Annotated in this window: 11 protein-coding genes; 2 read left to right on the plus strand and 9 right to left on the minus strand. The window is 74.8% G+C overall.

Features of this window, described 5'->3' with window-relative positions:
• Nucleotides 1-20: 20 nt before the first annotated feature.
• Both AB0B83_RS06065 and glyA read right to left on the minus strand, forming a co-directional pair.
• A complete protein-coding gene (locus tag AB0B83_RS06065; protein ID WP_357577213.1) occupies nucleotides 21-452 on the minus strand; it encodes a hypothetical protein in 432 nt (143 codons plus the stop codon).
• On the minus strand, nucleotides 449-1735 hold the full coding sequence (gene glyA, locus AB0B83_RS06070) for a serine hydroxymethyltransferase (protein ID WP_357577214.1): 1287 nt from the start codon (nucleotides 1733-1735) through the stop codon (nucleotides 449-451). The genes AB0B83_RS06065 and glyA overlap by 4 nt, the downstream gene beginning before the upstream one ends.
• A gap of 35 nt (nucleotides 1736-1770) precedes the next feature.
• Between glyA and AB0B83_RS06075 the strand changes: the two genes are divergently transcribed.
• A complete protein-coding gene (locus AB0B83_RS06075) occupies nucleotides 1771-3264 on the plus strand; it encodes an SDR family oxidoreductase (protein WP_357577215.1) in 1494 nt (497 codons plus the stop codon).
• A 29-nt stretch (nucleotides 3265-3293) separates the two neighbouring features.
• On the opposite strand, the gene AB0B83_RS06080 is transcribed toward AB0B83_RS06075, so the two are convergent.
• The 4 genes from AB0B83_RS06080 to prmC form a co-directional block, all read right to left on the minus strand.
• Nucleotides 3294-5405 (minus strand): transglycosylase domain-containing protein, encoded by a 2112-nt coding sequence (locus tag AB0B83_RS06080; protein WP_357577216.1) that lies wholly within the window; start codon nucleotides 5403-5405, stop codon nucleotides 3294-3296.
• A gap of 116 nt (nucleotides 5406-5521) precedes the next feature.
• Entirely contained in the window at nucleotides 5522-6133 is a 612-nt protein-coding gene (locus tag AB0B83_RS06085; RefSeq protein ID WP_357577217.1) for a phosphotyrosine protein phosphatase, read from the minus strand.
• Nucleotides 6134-6778 carry an L-threonylcarbamoyladenylate synthase gene (locus tag AB0B83_RS06090; protein ID WP_151452912.1) on the minus strand — a complete coding sequence of 215 codons (645 nt, stop codon included), beginning with the start codon at nucleotides 6776-6778 and terminating at the stop codon, nucleotides 6134-6136. It abuts the gene before it with no gap.
• On the minus strand, nucleotides 6778-7725 hold the full coding sequence (prmC, locus tag AB0B83_RS06095) for a peptide chain release factor N(5)-glutamine methyltransferase (protein ID WP_357577218.1): 948 nt from the start codon (nucleotides 7723-7725) through the stop codon (nucleotides 6778-6780). The genes AB0B83_RS06090 and prmC overlap by 1 nt, the downstream gene beginning before the upstream one ends.
• A gap of 72 nt (nucleotides 7726-7797) precedes the next feature.
• Between prmC and AB0B83_RS06100 the strand changes: the two genes are divergently transcribed.
• The gene (locus AB0B83_RS06100) at nucleotides 7798-9348 is read left to right on the plus strand and encodes a GGDEF domain-containing protein (RefSeq protein WP_357577266.1); all 1551 of its coding nucleotides are present in this window, start codon (nucleotides 7798-7800) and stop codon (nucleotides 9346-9348) included.
• A gap of 28 nt (nucleotides 9349-9376) precedes the next feature.
• On the opposite strand, the gene prfA is transcribed toward AB0B83_RS06100, so the two are convergent.
• From prfA to AB0B83_RS06115, 3 genes are all read right to left on the minus strand, one after another.
• Nucleotides 9377-10465: a peptide chain release factor 1 gene (prfA, locus tag AB0B83_RS06105; protein ID WP_357577219.1), complete on the minus strand. Its 1089-nt coding sequence runs from the start codon at nucleotides 10463-10465 to the stop codon at nucleotides 9377-9379.
• A 99-nt stretch (nucleotides 10466-10564) separates the two neighbouring features.
• Entirely contained in the window at nucleotides 10565-10789 is a 225-nt protein-coding gene (gene rpmE / locus AB0B83_RS06110) for a 50S ribosomal protein L31 (protein WP_088998650.1), read from the minus strand.
• Nucleotides 10790-11070: 281 nt separating this feature from the next.
• Nucleotides 11071-14568, minus strand: a complete 3498-nt coding sequence (locus AB0B83_RS06115; protein ID WP_357577220.1) for a phosphodiester glycosidase family protein — start codon at nucleotides 14566-14568, stop codon at nucleotides 11071-11073.
• Nucleotides 14569-15240 lie beyond the last annotated feature (672 nt).

A 15240-nucleotide genomic window follows, 5' to 3' on the forward strand; every position in this document is an offset into this window, starting at 1 on the left:
ACGCAGATCCGACAGAACGCTCACTCACCGCGTCGCTCGAACGTGGGCAGCGGCGTACGCATGGCCCAGCCCAGGTGGGCGCCCGTCCAGACCACCACGGCCGCGATGATGGCCACCCCCATGTCCGGCAGGCCGGGCCAGCCGGTGGCCGCCACGGCGGCCATCGCCACCCCGAGCACCACGATCTTCGTGGCGTAGGTGACCAGCCCCACCGACATGATCATCCGAGGGTTGACGGCGTCGGCCCAGGCCACCGAGAGGCCGGAGACCAGGTAGCTGACGACGACCAGCGCGATCCCGGCGGCCACCCCGGCCGCGCCGGTGCCGCCCCGCAGCACCGCCGCGGCCGGGACCCCGACCAGCGCGAGCACCGCGCAGGCCAGCAGCGGCAGGCGCAGGTGCGGCAGCCGGGACCGGATGGCGCCCGGCTCGCCCGCGCGCGGCTCGCTCATCGGGGGTACGCCGGGAAGGCGGCGACCAGCTCGGCGACCTCGCCGGCGAGCGCGGCAAGGGTGTCGGCGCCCCCGGGGGCGGCCGGATCGGTGCGCACGGCGCGGGCGATCAGCGAGGCGACCTGGCGCATCTCCGGCTCGCGCATGCCCTGGGTGGTGACGCTCGGGGTGCCCACCCGGATGCCCGAGGCGACCATCGGCTTCTGCGGGTCGTACGGGATCGCGTTCTTGTTCAGGGTGATGCCGGCGGCGTCGCAGCGCGCCTCGGCGTCCGCGCCGGTGACCCCGACCTCGCGCAGGTCGACAAGGGCGAGGTGGGTGTCGGTGCCCCCGGAGACCGGGCGCATCCCCTCGTCGGCCAGCCCCGCGGCGAGCACCCGCGCGTTCGCCACCACGCGCTCGGCGTAGGCCCGGAACTCGGGCTGGGCGGCCTCGCGCAGCGCGACCGCCTTGGCGGCGACGGCGTGCATCAGCGGGCCGCCCTGGGTGAACGGGAAGACCGCCTTGTCGATGCGCTGGGCCAGCGACTCCCGGCACAGGATCATGCCGCCGCGCGGCCCGCGCAGCACCTTGTGCGTGGTGAGGCAGACGACGTCGGCGTGCGGCACCGGCGACGGGACGGCCTTCCCGGCGACCAGCCCGATGAAGTGCGCGGCGTCGACCATCAGGTACGCCCCGACCTCGTCGGCGATCTCGCGGAACCGCGCGAAGTCGATCAACCGCGGGTAAGCCGTCGCGCCACAGATGATCATCTTGGGCCGGTGCGCGAGGGCCAGGTCGCGTACCTCGTCGTAGTCGATCAGCTCGGTGTCGCGCCGGACCGTGTAGCCGACCGTGTGGAACCATTTGCCGGAGAAGTTGACCCGGCTGCCGTGGGTGAGGTGGCCGCCGTGCGGCAGGTCCATGGCGAGCACCGTGTCCCCCGGCTGGACCAGCGCCGCGTACGCGGCCAGGTTGGCGCTCGCCCCCGAGTGCGGCTGGAGGTTGGCGTGCTCGGCGCCGAAGAGCTCCTTCGCCCGCGCGATGCCGATCTCCTCGGCCCGGTCGACCTCGGCGCAGCCGCCGTAGTAGCGCCGGCCCGGGTAGCCCTCGGCGTACTTGTTGGTCAGGGTCGAGCCGAGCGCGGCCAGCACCGCCGGCGAGGTGAGGTTCTCACTGGCGATCAGTTGCAGGCCGCCCCGGAGCCGGTCCAGCTCGCCGAGCACCACCCCGGCGATCTCCGGGTCGGTCGCGCGGAGCTGGTCGAAGTCCGGCCCCCAGAAGGTGCTCGTCTCAGTAGCCACGACGCCAGAGTCTATTGGGCCGCACACTGGAGACCGTGAGATGCCTGGTCACGGGAGCAACAGGTTACATCGGCGGGCGGCTGACGCCCCGGCTGCTGGCCGAGGGGCACACGGTGCGCTGCCTCGCCCGCAAGGCGGGACGGCTGCGGGACGTGCCGTGGGCGGCGCAGACGGAGATCGTCGAGGGCGACCTGCGCAGGCCGGAGACGCTGCCCGCCGCGTTCGCGGGCGTGGACGTCGCCTACTACCTGGTGCACTCGCTCGGCCAGGCCGGCTTCGAGGCCGCCGACCGGGAGGCCGCCACCCGGTTCGCCGAGGCCGCGCGCGCCGCGGGCGTACGCCGGATCGTCTACCTGGGCGGGCCGGAGCCGGCGGCGGACCGGGAGGTCCCGTCGGCGCACCTGCGCTCCCGGGCCGAGGTGGGGCGGATCCTGCTCGACAGCGGGGTGCCGACGGCGGTGCTGCGGGCCGCGGTGATCATCGGGTCCGGGTCGGCCTCGTTCGAGATGCTGCGCTACCTGACCGAGCGGCTGCCGGCCATGGTCACCCCCCGCTGGGTCCGCAACCGGATCCAGCCGATCGCCGTCCGGGACGTGCTGCGCTACCTGGCCGGCTGCGCGCACCTGCCGCCGGAGGTCAACCGCGCCTTCGACATCGGCGGGCCGGACATCCTCACCTTCCAGGACATGATGCAGCGGTACGCGCGGGTGGCCGGGCTGCGCCGGCGGACCATCGTGCCGGTGCGACCGCTGACGCCGTCGCTCTCCTCGCACTGGGTCGGGCTCGTCACGCCGGTGCCGAACGCGATCGCCCGACCGCTGGTGGAGAGCCTGGTCCACGAGGCCGTCGCCCACGAGCACGACATCGCCGCGTACGTGCCCGACCCGCCGGAGGGGCTGACCGGCTTCGACCAGGCGGTCGCGGCGGCCCTGGCGAAGGTCCGCGACGGCGAGGTGGAGACCCGCTGGTCGACCGCGAGCGGCCCCGACGCGCCGGCCGAGCCGCTGCCCAGCGACCCGGAGTGGTCCGGCGGGACCGCCTACACCGACCTCCGCGAGCGGGCGGTGCACGCACCGCCGGAGGAGCTGTGGCGGGTCGTCGAGGGCGTCGGCGGGGAGCACGGCTGGTACTCGTTCCCGCTGGCCTGGTCGGTCCGCGGCTGGCTGGACCGGCTGATCGGCGGCGTGGGACTGCGCCGGGGCCGGCGCGACCCGCACCGCCTCCAGGTCGGCGAGGCGCTGGACTTCTGGCGGGTGGAGGAGATCGTGCCCGGCGAGCTGCTGCGGCTGCGCGCCGAGATGCGGCTGCCGGGCCGGGCCTGGCTGGAGATGCGGGTGCTCCGGGTGGACGGCGAGGGCAGCCGCTACCAGCAGCGGGCGGTGTTCCTGCCGCGCGGGCTGCCCGGGCACGCGTACTGGGGCGCGGTGGCGCCCTTCCACGCGGTGGTCTTCGGCGGGATGGCCCGCAACATCGCCCGCCAGGCCGAGCAGGCGGCCCGCCGGCCCGTGGCCGCGCCCCCGCGCCGCTGAGCCGCCCGCGCCCCTGCGGCCCGCCGGTCTCAGTTGCCGGCGCGGGCGCCGGTGAGCCGGAAGGCGGTCTCCTCGCTGGGCGGCACGAAGTCGCGGACGGGCTCGTCGCGCAGCGCGAAGGCGAGCACCTCCCCCACCGCCTCGACCAGCTGCCCCTGCACCCGCTGGCCCACCGCGTCGCGCGGGTCGTCGGGGTTCGCGGCGATCGAGGCGACCGCCAACTGCGGGGTGAAAGCGACCACGGTCTCCGTCGCGTACCCGTCCGAGCTGCCCGTCTTGCCCGCCACCGGCCGGCCGAGCTGCCGACGCAGCCCCTCCGCGGTGCCGCCGTCGCACTCCCGGTACATCGACTGGTCGCCGACCACGCAGCGGGCCGCGTCGGCCGCCGCCCGGGCCACGTCCGGGTCCACCGCCTGCCGGCAGTGCGTCCGCGCGGCGGCCACCGGGCGGCCGGCGGCGTCGGCGATCGAGACGACCGGCAGCGGCGCGCACCACGAGCCCTCGGCCGCCACGGCGGCGTACGCGCCGGCCAGGTCGAGCGGGGTGGTGGCGGAGACCCCGAGGGTGAACGGCCCCCACTCGCGCGCGCCGTGGCGGGCCAGCCGCGCGTCGTCCTCGGCACGGAAGACGATGCCGAGCCGCTCGGCCATCTCCACCACCCGGTCCGCGCCGACCCGCTCGGTCAGCCAGGCGAAGTACGTGTTGACCGACTCGCCGAAGGCGGTCCACATGGTGTGCCGGCCGTCCATCAGGTCGCTGGCGTTGCGCGGGCACCAGTACCCGTCGCAGCTCGCCGCCCCGCTCGCCGAGTAGTCGGTCACGATCCGCTCCGGCGCGTCGAACTCCGTGCTCAGCGGCAGCCCGGACTCCAGCGCGGCCAGCATCGTGAAGACCTTGAACGTGGAGCCGGCCTGGTAACCCTCGATCGCCCCGCCCCCGGCGACCAACTGGTTGACCGTGTTCGGGTGGTTCTTCTGCCCGGCCGGGTTGTCGGCCACGCCGTAGTTGCGGTTCACCGCCATCGCGAGGACCCGGCCCGTGCCGGGCTGGACCACCGCCGTCGGCGCCGCCCGGCGGTCGTCCACCGAGTAGATCCGGCGCACCTGCTCGGTGGTGGCGCGCTGCACCGCCGGGTCGAGCGAGGAGACGATGGAGAACCCGCCCCGGCGCAGCGTGAGCTGCCGCTCGTCGACCGTCGCGCCGAACGCCGGCTGGGCGTTCCACCAGCGGGTGAACCAGTCGCAGAAGAAGCCCCAGTCGTTGTGCTCCGCCGGCACCGCCGTGCAGTCGTTCGGCGTCTGGCTGGGGCGCAGCTTCAACTGCTCCGCCCTGGCCCGGTCCGCCGCCTCGGCGGGGACCTGCCCGGACTCCACCAGCCGGTCCAGCACGTACGCCCGGCGGGCGAGCGCCGCGTCCGCGTCGCCGTTGATCGGGTCGTCGGTGTGCGGGGAGCGGACCAGGCCGGCCAGCAGCGCCGCCTCGGCCAGGGTGAGGTCCGCCGGCGGCTTCGAGAAGTAGCGGCGGCTCGCGGCGCCCACCCCGTACGCGCCCGCGCCGAAGTAGGCGATGTTGAGGTAGCGGGCGAGGATCTCGTCCTTGCTCAGCTCCCGTTCCAGGGCCAGTGCGTACCGCATCTCCTGGATCTTGCGCGCGGTGCTGAGCTCGGTGGCGGCGGCCCGCTGCCGCTCGCTCAGCCGGGGGTCGTTGCTGAGCACGTTGCGGACGTACTGCATGGTCAGCGTGGACGCGCCCTGCCGGGTCTCCCCGGCCCCCCGGTTGACGGTGAAGGCCCGCGCCACGCCGCGCAGGTCGACCCCGCTGTGCTCGTGGAACCGGGTGTCCTCGGCGGCGATGACCGCCTGCCGCATCACCGGCGCCACCTCCGCCAGCGGCACGTCCACCCGGTCCTCCTGGTAGAAGGAGGTGATCAGCGTCTTGCCGTCGTTGGCGTAGAGGTTCGAGCGCTGGGGCGTGGGCGGCGTGCGCAGCGTGTTCGGCAACTCCGAGTACGGCGCGGCGAGCGCCGAGAACCCGATCCCGAAGACCAGCGCGGCCGGGAGGGCCGCCACCGCGAGCGCCAGCCCGGCCAGCGAGCCGGCGAGCAGCACGGTGAACACTTTGTCGAGGCGTGCCCGGGTCATCAGCTCTCCCCGCAGGAGCCGGTCAGGACCCACTCAGAATGACCCGAAAGCCCCTCTGGACCGCCCCTTTCCCCCAAACCCGCAGGAAACTCACGCGGGCGGGTACCTCGGGCGGGTTACGGCAGGAGCACCGCGGCGAGGGGGTGGACGCTCTCCTCGATCTCGTCGGCGACCCGGCTGAAGCACTGGTCGCCGCGCCCCCACGGATCGTCGAGATCGTCGGTGGGCAGCGAGGTGGTGCCCAGCCGGGCGGCGTGGGCGGCCTCCACCAGGGCCACGCCGCGCGCGTACACCGCGTCGGGGGTCGCCCCGGCCGCCGGCAGCGCGGCGGCGTCCACACCGGCGAGCAGCCGGCCGAACTCGCCCAGCACGAACGTGCGCGCCTCGGCGTCGGGACGCAGCGCCACCACGTACTCCTGCTGGTCGGCGGTGGCGGTCAGGACGAGGTCGGCGGCGTCGATGTGGTCCGACCGCAGCTTGCGCGCGGCGAAGCCGGCGACGCTGCCGCCCCGGGAGGTCACCTGGCGCGACGCCGGCGGGTTCATCTCCTCGCCGGCGTGCCAGCCGCCGGTGCCGGCGCTGTGGCTGTGCAGCAGCTCGTCGGCGCGCTCCGGGTCGACCTCGCGGCGGGCCAGCCGTTCCCGGACGGCGAGGGCCAGCAGCCGCTCGGCCATCGGGGAGCGGCAGATGTTGCCCATGCACACGTGCAGCACGGTGAACGGAGGCACTCAGACCCCCTGGCCGACGAGGATGTCGGGCACCACGTCGCGGAGCTTCTCCAGCCCGACGGCGCCCTGGCGGAGAAGCTGCGGCACCTCGCCGGTGAGGTCCACGATCGTGCTCGGCACCGGATCCGGGCACGGCCCGGCCTCCAGGTAGGCCCGCACCGAGTAGGAGAGCTGGTCGCGGGCCTCCTCGGCGGTGAGGGCGGCCGGCTGGCCGGTCTTGTTGGCCGAGGCGACCGCCATCGGGCCGGTCTCGCGCAGCACCTCCAGCGCCACCGGGTGCAGCGGCATCCGCACCGCCACCGTGCCGGAGGAGTCGCCGAGGTCCCAGCGCAGGCTGGGCGAGTGGGCCACGATGATGGTCAGCGCCCCGGGCCAGAACGCCTCGACGAGGTCCCGGGCCGCCTGGGGCAGCGAGTAGACCAGGCCGTCGAGGGTGTGCCGGGAGCCGATCAGCACGGGCGGCGGCACCTGACGGCCACCCTTGGCGTCCAGCAGGGCCTTGACCGCGTACGGGGTGAACGCGTCCGCGCCGATCCCGTAGACCGTGTCGGTCGGCAGGACGACCAGCTCGCCGTTCTTGACCGCCTCGATGGCAGCGGCGATGCCGCGGTCCCGGTCGGCGGGCGACCGGCAGTCGTAGAGCATCACGAGGAGTCAGTCTGCCACGTCGCGGCGACGGCGGCGTGCTGGCCGTCCGCCCGGCGGGACGCGGTCGCGAAGCGGGGCCGTCCGGCCAGGTCCAGGTGGCCGGCGACCGCCTCGAACCGGCCGTCCGCGGCGAGCAGGTCGGGCACCGCCGTGCCGTGCGTGTCGTCGTGCTCCACGCCGAACACGCCGCCCGGGCGCAGCAGCGCCGCCGCCCGCGCGATCACCGGGCGGATCACCGCCAGGCCGTCCCCACCGCCGAAGACCGCGTTCGCCGGATCGTGCCGGCCCACCTCCGGGGGTACGGCCACCCCCGACGGCACGTACGGCGGGTTGCAGAGCAGCACGTCGACCCGGCCCACCAGGTCGGCGAGCAGGTCGGCGGCGGTGACGTCCGCCGCCACCACCTCGATCGGCCGGTCCCCCGCCTCGGCGCGGGCCGCCGCGTTGCGCCGCAGCCAGGGCAGCGCCGCCGCCGACCGTTCCACCGCCACCACCCGGGCCGCCGGCAGCTCCTGGGCCACCGAGAGGGCGATCGCCCCCGAGCCGCTGCACAGGTCCACCACCAGCGCGGCGCCCAGGCGCCGGCCCTGCGCGATGCCCCAGCCGGCGAGCAGCTCCGTCTCGGGCCGGGGCACGAAGACGCCCGGCCCGACGGCCAGTTCCAGGTGCCGGAAGCCGGCACTGCCGGTGAGATGCTGCAAGGGTTCCCGCCCGGCCCGCCGCGCGACCAGCTCGTCGAACCGGTCGAGCTGGTCGGCCGTGAGGTCGTCGGCCAGCGCCAGCCGCCCCCGGGGCACCGCCAGCACGTACGCGGCCAACTGCTCCGCCTCGGCGCGGGGCGAGGCGATACCGGCGTCGGCGAGGGCCCGGGACGCCCGGGCCAACGCCACGGAAGGGCGCTGCCGTCTCGTCCCTTCGGACGGGTGTTGCGGCACGGTGGTCACGAGATAATCATGGGGCGTCGCGCTGGACATCACGAGCGGATGCGTCCGGACGCACACCGACAGGAGGTCGCGGTGGGTTGGCTCGACCGGGTCACCGACCAGGTTGACGCCCTGACGCGGGCGCGGGCCCTCCAGGAGTCCAGCCGCTCCGCCGAGGCGTACGCGATCCTCGACCGGGTCGTCGCCACCACCACCGACCCGTACGCGCGGGCCGACGCCCTGGTGCAGCGCCTCTCCGCGGTGATCAACCTCGGGCGGACGGCGGAGTACACCCGGGCCGTCGAGGAGGCCTCCACCGCCGTCCGCGACCTCGCCGAGCCCTACCTGCTCGGGCACCTCAACGCGCTGGCCGCCCTCGCCGCGCACCACCAGGGCGCACTGGACCGCTGCGTCACCCACCTGGTGAAGGCCGCCCGGGCGTTGGGCGCCGTGGCGGACCCCGACCGGGACACCGCGTGGGGCTGGCACGACCTGGCGATGGCCTACTCGTACCTCAGCTTCCACGGCTACGCCCTCGGCGCCATCGAACGGGCGCGGCAGCTCGGCAGCGCCGCCGAGATCCCGGAGGAGACCTTCGCCGCCCCCGGGATCCGACTGCGCAACGCCGTCGCCCTGGACCACAACGGCGACAGCGACGGCTGCCTGCGGGTGCTGCGCGACGTCGCCGCCGACCTGGACCGGTTTCTGGGCAGCGGGCGGGCCGGGAAGCTGCGCCCCAGCAGTCTGGCCGCGTACGGCTACGCCGCCGCCCGGCGGGCGGCCCTCGGCGACCGGTGGGACGCCGACCCGAAGGCCGGCCCGGCCCGGCTGCTCGGCCATGGCGGCGACAGCGCCCGCGCCCGCGACATGCGCCAGCTCGGTCAGGTCTGCCTGGCCGTCGCCGAGGGACGGCCGATCGAGGCAGTCACCCGGCTGGACACCGTCCAGGTCTCCACGGAGACGCTGGGCGCGGCCGAACCGGCCCGGCTGCGCAGCATCGCCCTGGCCCGCGCCGGCGACCACGCGGGCGCGCACCGGGCCGACCGGCTGGCGTTCCGGCTGGCCGCCCAGCGCAACGACCGGCTCCGCGACGTCTACATCGACGGCATCGCCGCCCGCATCGACCACGAGGAGATGCGCCGCGAGGCGGCCCGCTTCGAGGGCGAGGCGTTGACCGACCCGCTGACCGGGCTGCCCAACCGGCGGCGGCTGGAGCGCTACATCGCCACCCTGGTCGCCCACGGCGACCGGGTGGTGATCGGCGTCTGCGACCTGGACGGCTTCAAGGCCGTCAACACCCGGCACGGGCACCACTCCGGCGACCTGGTGCTCCAGCGCATCGCCGGGGTGATCAACCGGGTGATGCGCCGTGGCGACTTCGTGGCCCGCTACGGCGGGGACGAGTTCGTGGTGGTGCTGCCCGGCGCCGGGATGACCGAGGCGGCCGAGGTGGGCCGCCGCATCGACGCCGCAGTGCGCACCGAGGACTGGGAGTCGCTGGTCCCCGGCACGCCGGTCGGGGTCAGCGTCGGCTTCGCCGAGGTGGGCGCCACCGGTCCCGGCCTGCGCGACGCCCTCGGCACCGCGTTCGAGGCCGCCGACCGCGCGATGCTGGCGGCGAAGACCCGCCCCCGCGCCTCCTGACCCCGGCCGCCCCGTCGGGCCCCGGGGGTCAGCGGCGGGTCAGCTCGGTGTCGCCGGCCAGGCGGGCGGCGCGGTCGGCCTCGGCGAGGGCGTCGAGGACCCCGTCCAGGTCACCGGCGAGCGCCAGGTCCAGGTTGTACGCGGTGTAGCCGATCCGGTGGTCGGTGATCCGGTTCTGCGGGAAGTTGTAGGTGCGGATCCGCTCGGAACGGTCCACGGTGCGCACCTGCGCCTTGCGGGCGTCCGAGGCGGCCGCGTCGGCCTGCTCCTGGGCCGCCGCCAGCAGCCGGGCGCGCAGGATCCGCATCGCCTGCTCCCGGTTCTGCAACTGGGACTTCTCGTTCTGGCAGGAGACCACGATGCCGGTCGGCACGTGCGTGATCCGTACCGCCGAGTCGGTGGTGTTCACCGACTGGCCGCCGGGCCCCGACGAGCGGAACACGTCGATGCGCAGCTCGTTCGGGTCGATGGTGACGTCGACGTCCTCGGCCTCCGGCAGCACCAGCACCCCGGCGGCGCTCGTGTGGATGCGGCCCTGCGACTCCGTGACGGGTACGCGCTGCACCCGGTGCACGCCGCCCTCCCACTTCAGCCGGGACCAGACGCCGTTGCCGCCCTCGGGCACGCCCTTGGTCTTGATCGCCAGCGAGACGTCCTTCACCCCGCCCAGGTCCGAGTCCTGGGCGTCGAGCACCTCGGTGAGCCAGCCGCGCCGCTCGGCGTAGCGGGTGTACATCCGCAGCAGGTCGCCGGCGAACAGCGCGGACTCCTCGCCGCCCTCGCCCGCCTTGATCTCGACGATCACGTCCTTGGCGTCGTGCGGGTCGCGCGGGATCAGCAGCTCCGCCAGCCGCTGCTCCAGCGCCGGCAGGCTCTCCGCGATCGACTCGGCCTCGGCGGCGAAGGACGCGTCCTCGGCGACCAACTCCCGGGCGGCGGCCAGGTCGGCGCGGGCCTGCTCCAGCTCACCGGCCGCCTTGTGCAGCGGGACCAGCTCGGCGTACCGGCGGCCGATCCGGCGGGCGGTGCCCTGGTCGGCGTGGATGGCCGGGTCCGCCAGCCGCTTCTCCAGCTCGGCGTACTCGTCGAGGAGGGCGGCCAGGCGCTCGCTGCTCATGCGGGGGAGGCTCCTTCGACGGGAACGGGGCAGGACCAGGGGGAATACGGACGGCGCCCGCGTCCGGCACGAAACCGGACGCGGGCGCCGAACGAGGAGCTACTTGGCCTTCTTGGCCTGAACCTTGGCGTACTTCTGCTGGAACTTCGCCACCCGGCCCGCGGTGTCCAGGACGCGCTGCTTGCCGGTGTAGAACGGGTGGCAGGCGCTGCAGGTCTCGACGTGGATCGAGCCGCCCTTGGCGGTGCTGCGGGTGGTGAACGTGTTACCGCAGGAGCAGCTGACCTCGGTGGTCACGTACTCCGGGTGGATGTTGGACTTCATCTCGCCTCGGTCCTCTCGTGGATGGTCGCCGGGTCGCCGTCGGTGTCCGTCGCGGCGCGCGACGGGCTCGGGCGTGAACCGGAACCGGTGGCCGATTGACCAGTGTGCCATGGGCGTACGCCGACCCGGCAGTCGGGCCGCACGGCTGGTCCGGCATCGACAACGCACGCCCCACCTGCCGCATTCCCGACGCCTGGCCGGGCATTCGTCCCGGCACGGCCGCCGTCGGCGGGCCGTACCCCGTCCGGGGCACGACCCGCCGAGGGCAACTTCCTTACACCTCAGGCGGCGGGAGCCGCGGCGGCGGCCGTCAGGGTGATCGTCGCCTCCGCCCGCGCCCCGTTGACCGCGACGGCGAGCTTGACCTGCGCGCCGGGGCGCAGGGCGGTGAGCTTGCCGGTGGCCGGGTCGAAGCGGGCCACATGCCAGGGCTTCAGCCCGAGGATCGAGCCGACGTGCACGTTCGGCGAGGCGGACCAGTCCGCGCTCACCGGCGCCGCCACCGGCACCGTACGCCCGCCGGGCTGGGTCACCGTGGCGGTGACCGTCGCCGGGGCGCCGACCGCGACGCTGGCCGGGGCGGTCAGCGTGAGCGCGTCGACGTGCGCGTGCGTCTCGGCGCTGACCCAGCGCGGGCCCTCGACGAGGGGGTTGCGCCGGGCCCGGTCGGCCTCGGCCGGGCTCACCGGGTCCACCCCGAACTCGGTCCACCCGGTGAAGCCGCCCTGGTCGGCCGGGGTGGAAGGGTTCTTCCCCGAGTTGCCGTTGATCAGGTACGGCACCCCGTCGACCCGGTCGGCGTGGAAGGTGCCGACGTGCCCGCCGACGAACGCGGCACCCTTGCCGGTGCGGTGCTGGAAGTCGGCCAGCCACTGCTCCAGCAGGGCCGCCTCCTTCCGGTCGCCGAGCTGGCTGGCCTTGGCCGGGCTCGGGTCGCGCGGCGGGTGGTGGTGCAGCACGACCACCGAGTTGACGGCCGGGTCACCGGTCGCCGAGTCGAGCGCCTCGCGCAGCATCCGCACCTGGTCGAAGCCGCCGCCGCGCAGCGAACCCGTCGACGAGTTCAGCGTGACGAACCGGGTGCCCTTGTGGTCGAAGGTGCGCTCGGTGTCGCCGAAGGCGGCCCGGAAGTTGGCGATCGGGGCACCCATGATCTCGTGGTTGCCGGGCACGTAGTAGTACGGCACCTCGCCGCCGAGTTCCTCGTCCAGTAGCCGCTTGGCCAGCGCGAAGTCCGCCGGGTAGGCGGTGTCCACGAAGTCGCCGTTGATCACCAGGAAGTCCGGCTTCGCGGCCTTGACCTCGCGGAGCGTACGGCGGGCCTGGGCGACCAGGTCGCTGTCCGGGTTCGCCGCGACGAACTGCGCGTCGGACAGGACGGCGAAGCGCCAGGGCGCCCCGTCCACGGTGCCGTCGCGCAGCACCACCCGGTCGGTACGCGGCTTCTCGGCCGGCACGTCGACCGTCGGCGGCACCTTCGCCACCAGGTCGTCGATGATGACCTCGCTGCGGTACTGCGCGGCGGCGTTGGTCTCCGCCACGTAGAACCGGCGGATCCGCACCGGGTACTGCACCCCGGCGGGTACGGCGAACTCGACGTACTTCCAGCCCGTCCAGGTGATCAGCGGGCCGCGCAGCACGTGCTGGGTGTCCTGCGCGTCGTGCAGGTGCAGGCTGGGCCACTCCCCCGTGCCGTTGCCGTGGATCCACATGCCGAACGCCTGCGGCTGGCCGGGCACCGCGATCCAGGCGGGCGGGTCCGCGTACGCGGCCCGGGTGCCGGTGGACTGGCTGAAGTCGTACGTCATCTTCAGGCCCGTGCCGGTGCGGCCCGGCGCGGGCGCGACCGCGCCGCTGGCCCGCGCCTGGCTGAACTTCCAGGATGCCGCGTCGTCGAAGCCGGCCACCGGCACGTCGGTCAGCCCGACGGTGACCGGCAGGACGGTGCTGCTCCGGCCGACGTGGACGGTGACCAGCGCCGAGCCGGTGTCCCGCAGGGCGGTGACGGCGAGGTTGCCGTCGGCGGTCGGGGCGATCTTCAGCAGGTCCTTGTCGTAGTCGAGCTTCAGGTCGGCCGGCTCGATGGGGGCGGTGTTGCCCTCGGCGTCGTAGCCGACGACGCCGAACAGCGCGCTGCCCTCGGCACCGGTCAGGCCGACCCTGTCCACCGTGGAGTCGATCCGGGCCAGCGGCCCGAGCACGGTCAGGTCGAGGGTGCCACGGGCCGCGCCCCGCGAGGCGGTGACCGTGGTGCTTCCGGGCAGGAGGGCCCGGAAGCGGCCCTTGCCGTCGACGACGCCGTGCGCCGCCGGGTTGGCCCGCCACGTCGGCGCGCCGGCCGCCGGGCCGTACGTCTCGTCGTGGCCGGCGGCGGTGAGCTGGCGGGTCAGGCCGGGGAAGACGCGGTCGGGCCGGCCGCCGCGCACCGGCGCGACGCCGGGGGCGGTGGTCGGGTCGCTGGCGGTCTCCAGCCAGTACCCGGTGAGCCGGCCGCTGCCCTTGGGCGCGTAGATGGCCAGGCCGTTGGGCACGGCCCGCTCGCTGCCGTCGGACGGGCTGTTCTCCACCTGCACAGCCGCCGCGCCCGGCTCCCGGGCGAGCAGCGTCGAGGAGCCGCCGCCGTCGAGGTTGAGCGCGTGGTGCGCGCCGAGCTCGGCCATCATGCGGCCCATCTCGGTCTGGGTGACGCCCCGGCTGTCGACCTGCCGGCCGTCCACCGTCAGCATGATCATGCGCCGGCCGTCGGCGGAGAAGCCGACGGACGTGCGCGGAGCCAGCGACGCGTCGGCGATGCTCTGCACCACCCCGTCGCGGACCAGCACGTTGCCGCCGCCGACGGCCGCGTGCAGGTTGCTGCCGTCGGCCGGCTTCGGCCGGTAGGCGACGGTCACCGCGTCGCCGGGACGCAGCCCGGCGAGGGCGTCCGCGCCGGCGTCGCGGCCGAGCAGCACGGTGGTGCCGGCCGGGACCGCCCCGCTTCCGGCCGTGCCGGCGACGGTGGCGACGCGGCCGTCGACCACCGTGACCTCGGTGACGCGGGCGGCGCCCTCGACCGCACGCTGCCGGGTGTACGAGCCCCAGAGCGCGGTGAACACGCCGATCCCGTTCGCCTGGATCATGTTGTTGAACTGGGTCAGCGTCACCGGACCGGTGGGCAGGGTCGCGGTGCCGTCGAAGTTCACCTCGATGACCCGGCCGAGCCCCTCGGTGGTGATCGCGACGGCGTTGCGGTGCCCGCTGACCGCGGACTGGACCAGCTGGCCGTCGCGGACGCCGACGCCCTGCGCGGCACCGGAGTTGTTGATGTCGAAGAAGTCGCCGTTGACGGCCGCGACCGCACGGGCCGCGTCGACGGCGCCGCGCAGCGGCTCGGCCCGGCTGACCGCGCCGGAGTTGACGTAGTCCACGGTGAGGCCGCCGGTGAGGTCGGCGGTCAGCGCGTCCGCGCGCAGCCAGCCGTCGGCGTCGTACCGGTCGAAGGAGGTCAGGTTGAGGCCCGGGGCGACCGGGCGGGTGGTCTTCGCCGTCTCCAGCCCGCCGGCCGGCTCCACGCCGGTCGGGGCCGCGGTGGCCGACATGCTCGCGGCCGCGTCGCCGGCGAGCGTCACGGAGCCCGCGGAGTACGAGGAGGCGCGCGGTGCGTCCTCGGCGGCGGTGAGGGACGGGTCGGTGGCCGGAGCGGGCGCACCGGCGTTCGCCGGCACAGTGCCGGCCAGGGTGAGCAGCGGCGTCAGCAGCAGGACGCCTGCGAGCCGGGCGGATCGTCTGCGGGTACGCATGGGCGACAGTCAACCGGACGGTGAATAGAAGTTTCAATAGCTGCCGGCCAAAGCGAAGGAAAACTCCACCCTTCCGGCGGTCGTCCCCGCCATTGCCGGCACCGCCCTTCGGAACGCGGGCCTCCGGAGCGCGGGCGCCGCACCGCACCTCCCCGCACCGCACCACCCGGCAGCACGTGCTGCGACCGCGCGCCCCGCCGCCGCACCCACGGGCCTCACGGCGCACTCACGGACCTCACCGCCGCACTCACGGCCACACCGCGACATGCGCTCGGGGCCCCACGGCCACCCACACCGCGCGTGCGCTCGGGGGTCGCCCTGCGGCGTGCGCTCAGGGGGCCGCCCTGCGGCGTGCGGCCCTGCGGCGTGCGGCCCGGGGCCGCACGGCCACCAACATTCGGTCACGGAGAGTGAGGGAATCCGCGCCGCTCCACCCCTCGCTCCGTCCCCTTTGCTCTGCATCCATATCCGCACCGGACACGCCATGTAAGCGGTGCCTATGTGGATGCAGAGCAAAGGGGACCTGGAGGATGGTGCAGCCGGATCGCGCCTCACGACGAATCACCTGGTCACAGGCCCTCAGCAGCGACGGCCGGAGCGGCAAGCTCTTCACGCGCCCAAATTCAGTCACATAGAGTCACAACGAGGGCTCTTCGAGGCGAAGGTTACCGA

Source organism: Micromonospora sp. NPDC049060 (genome assembly GCF_040649055.1).
GTDB classification, from domain to species: Bacteria; Actinomycetota; Actinomycetes; order Mycobacteriales; family Micromonosporaceae; genus Micromonospora; species Micromonospora reichwaldensis.

Bases quoted from the DNA above. Each gene is read 5' to 3' on its own strand.
- AB0B83_RS06065 (WP_357577213.1), bottom strand. From the start codon at position 452: ATGAGCGAGCCGCGCGCGGGCGAGCCGGGCGCCATCCGGTCCCGGCTG.
- AB0B83_RS06080 (WP_357577216.1), bottom strand. From the start codon at position 5,405: ATGACCCGGGCACGCCTCGACAAAGTGTTCACCGTGCTGCTCGCCGGC.
- AB0B83_RS06090 (WP_151452912.1), bottom strand. From the start codon at position 6,778: ATGCTCTACGACTGCCGGTCGCCCGCCGACCGGGACCGCGGCATCGCC.
- prfA (WP_357577219.1), bottom strand. From the start codon at position 10,465: ATGAGCAGCGAGCGCCTGGCCGCCCTCCTCGACGAGTACGCCGAGCTG.
- rpmE (WP_088998650.1), bottom strand. From the start codon at position 10,789: ATGAAGTCCAACATCCACCCGGAGTACGTGACCACCGAGGTCAGCTGC.
- AB0B83_RS06115 (WP_357577220.1), bottom strand. From the start codon at position 14,568: ATGCGTACCCGCAGACGATCCGCCCGGCTCGCAGGCGTCCTGCTGCTG.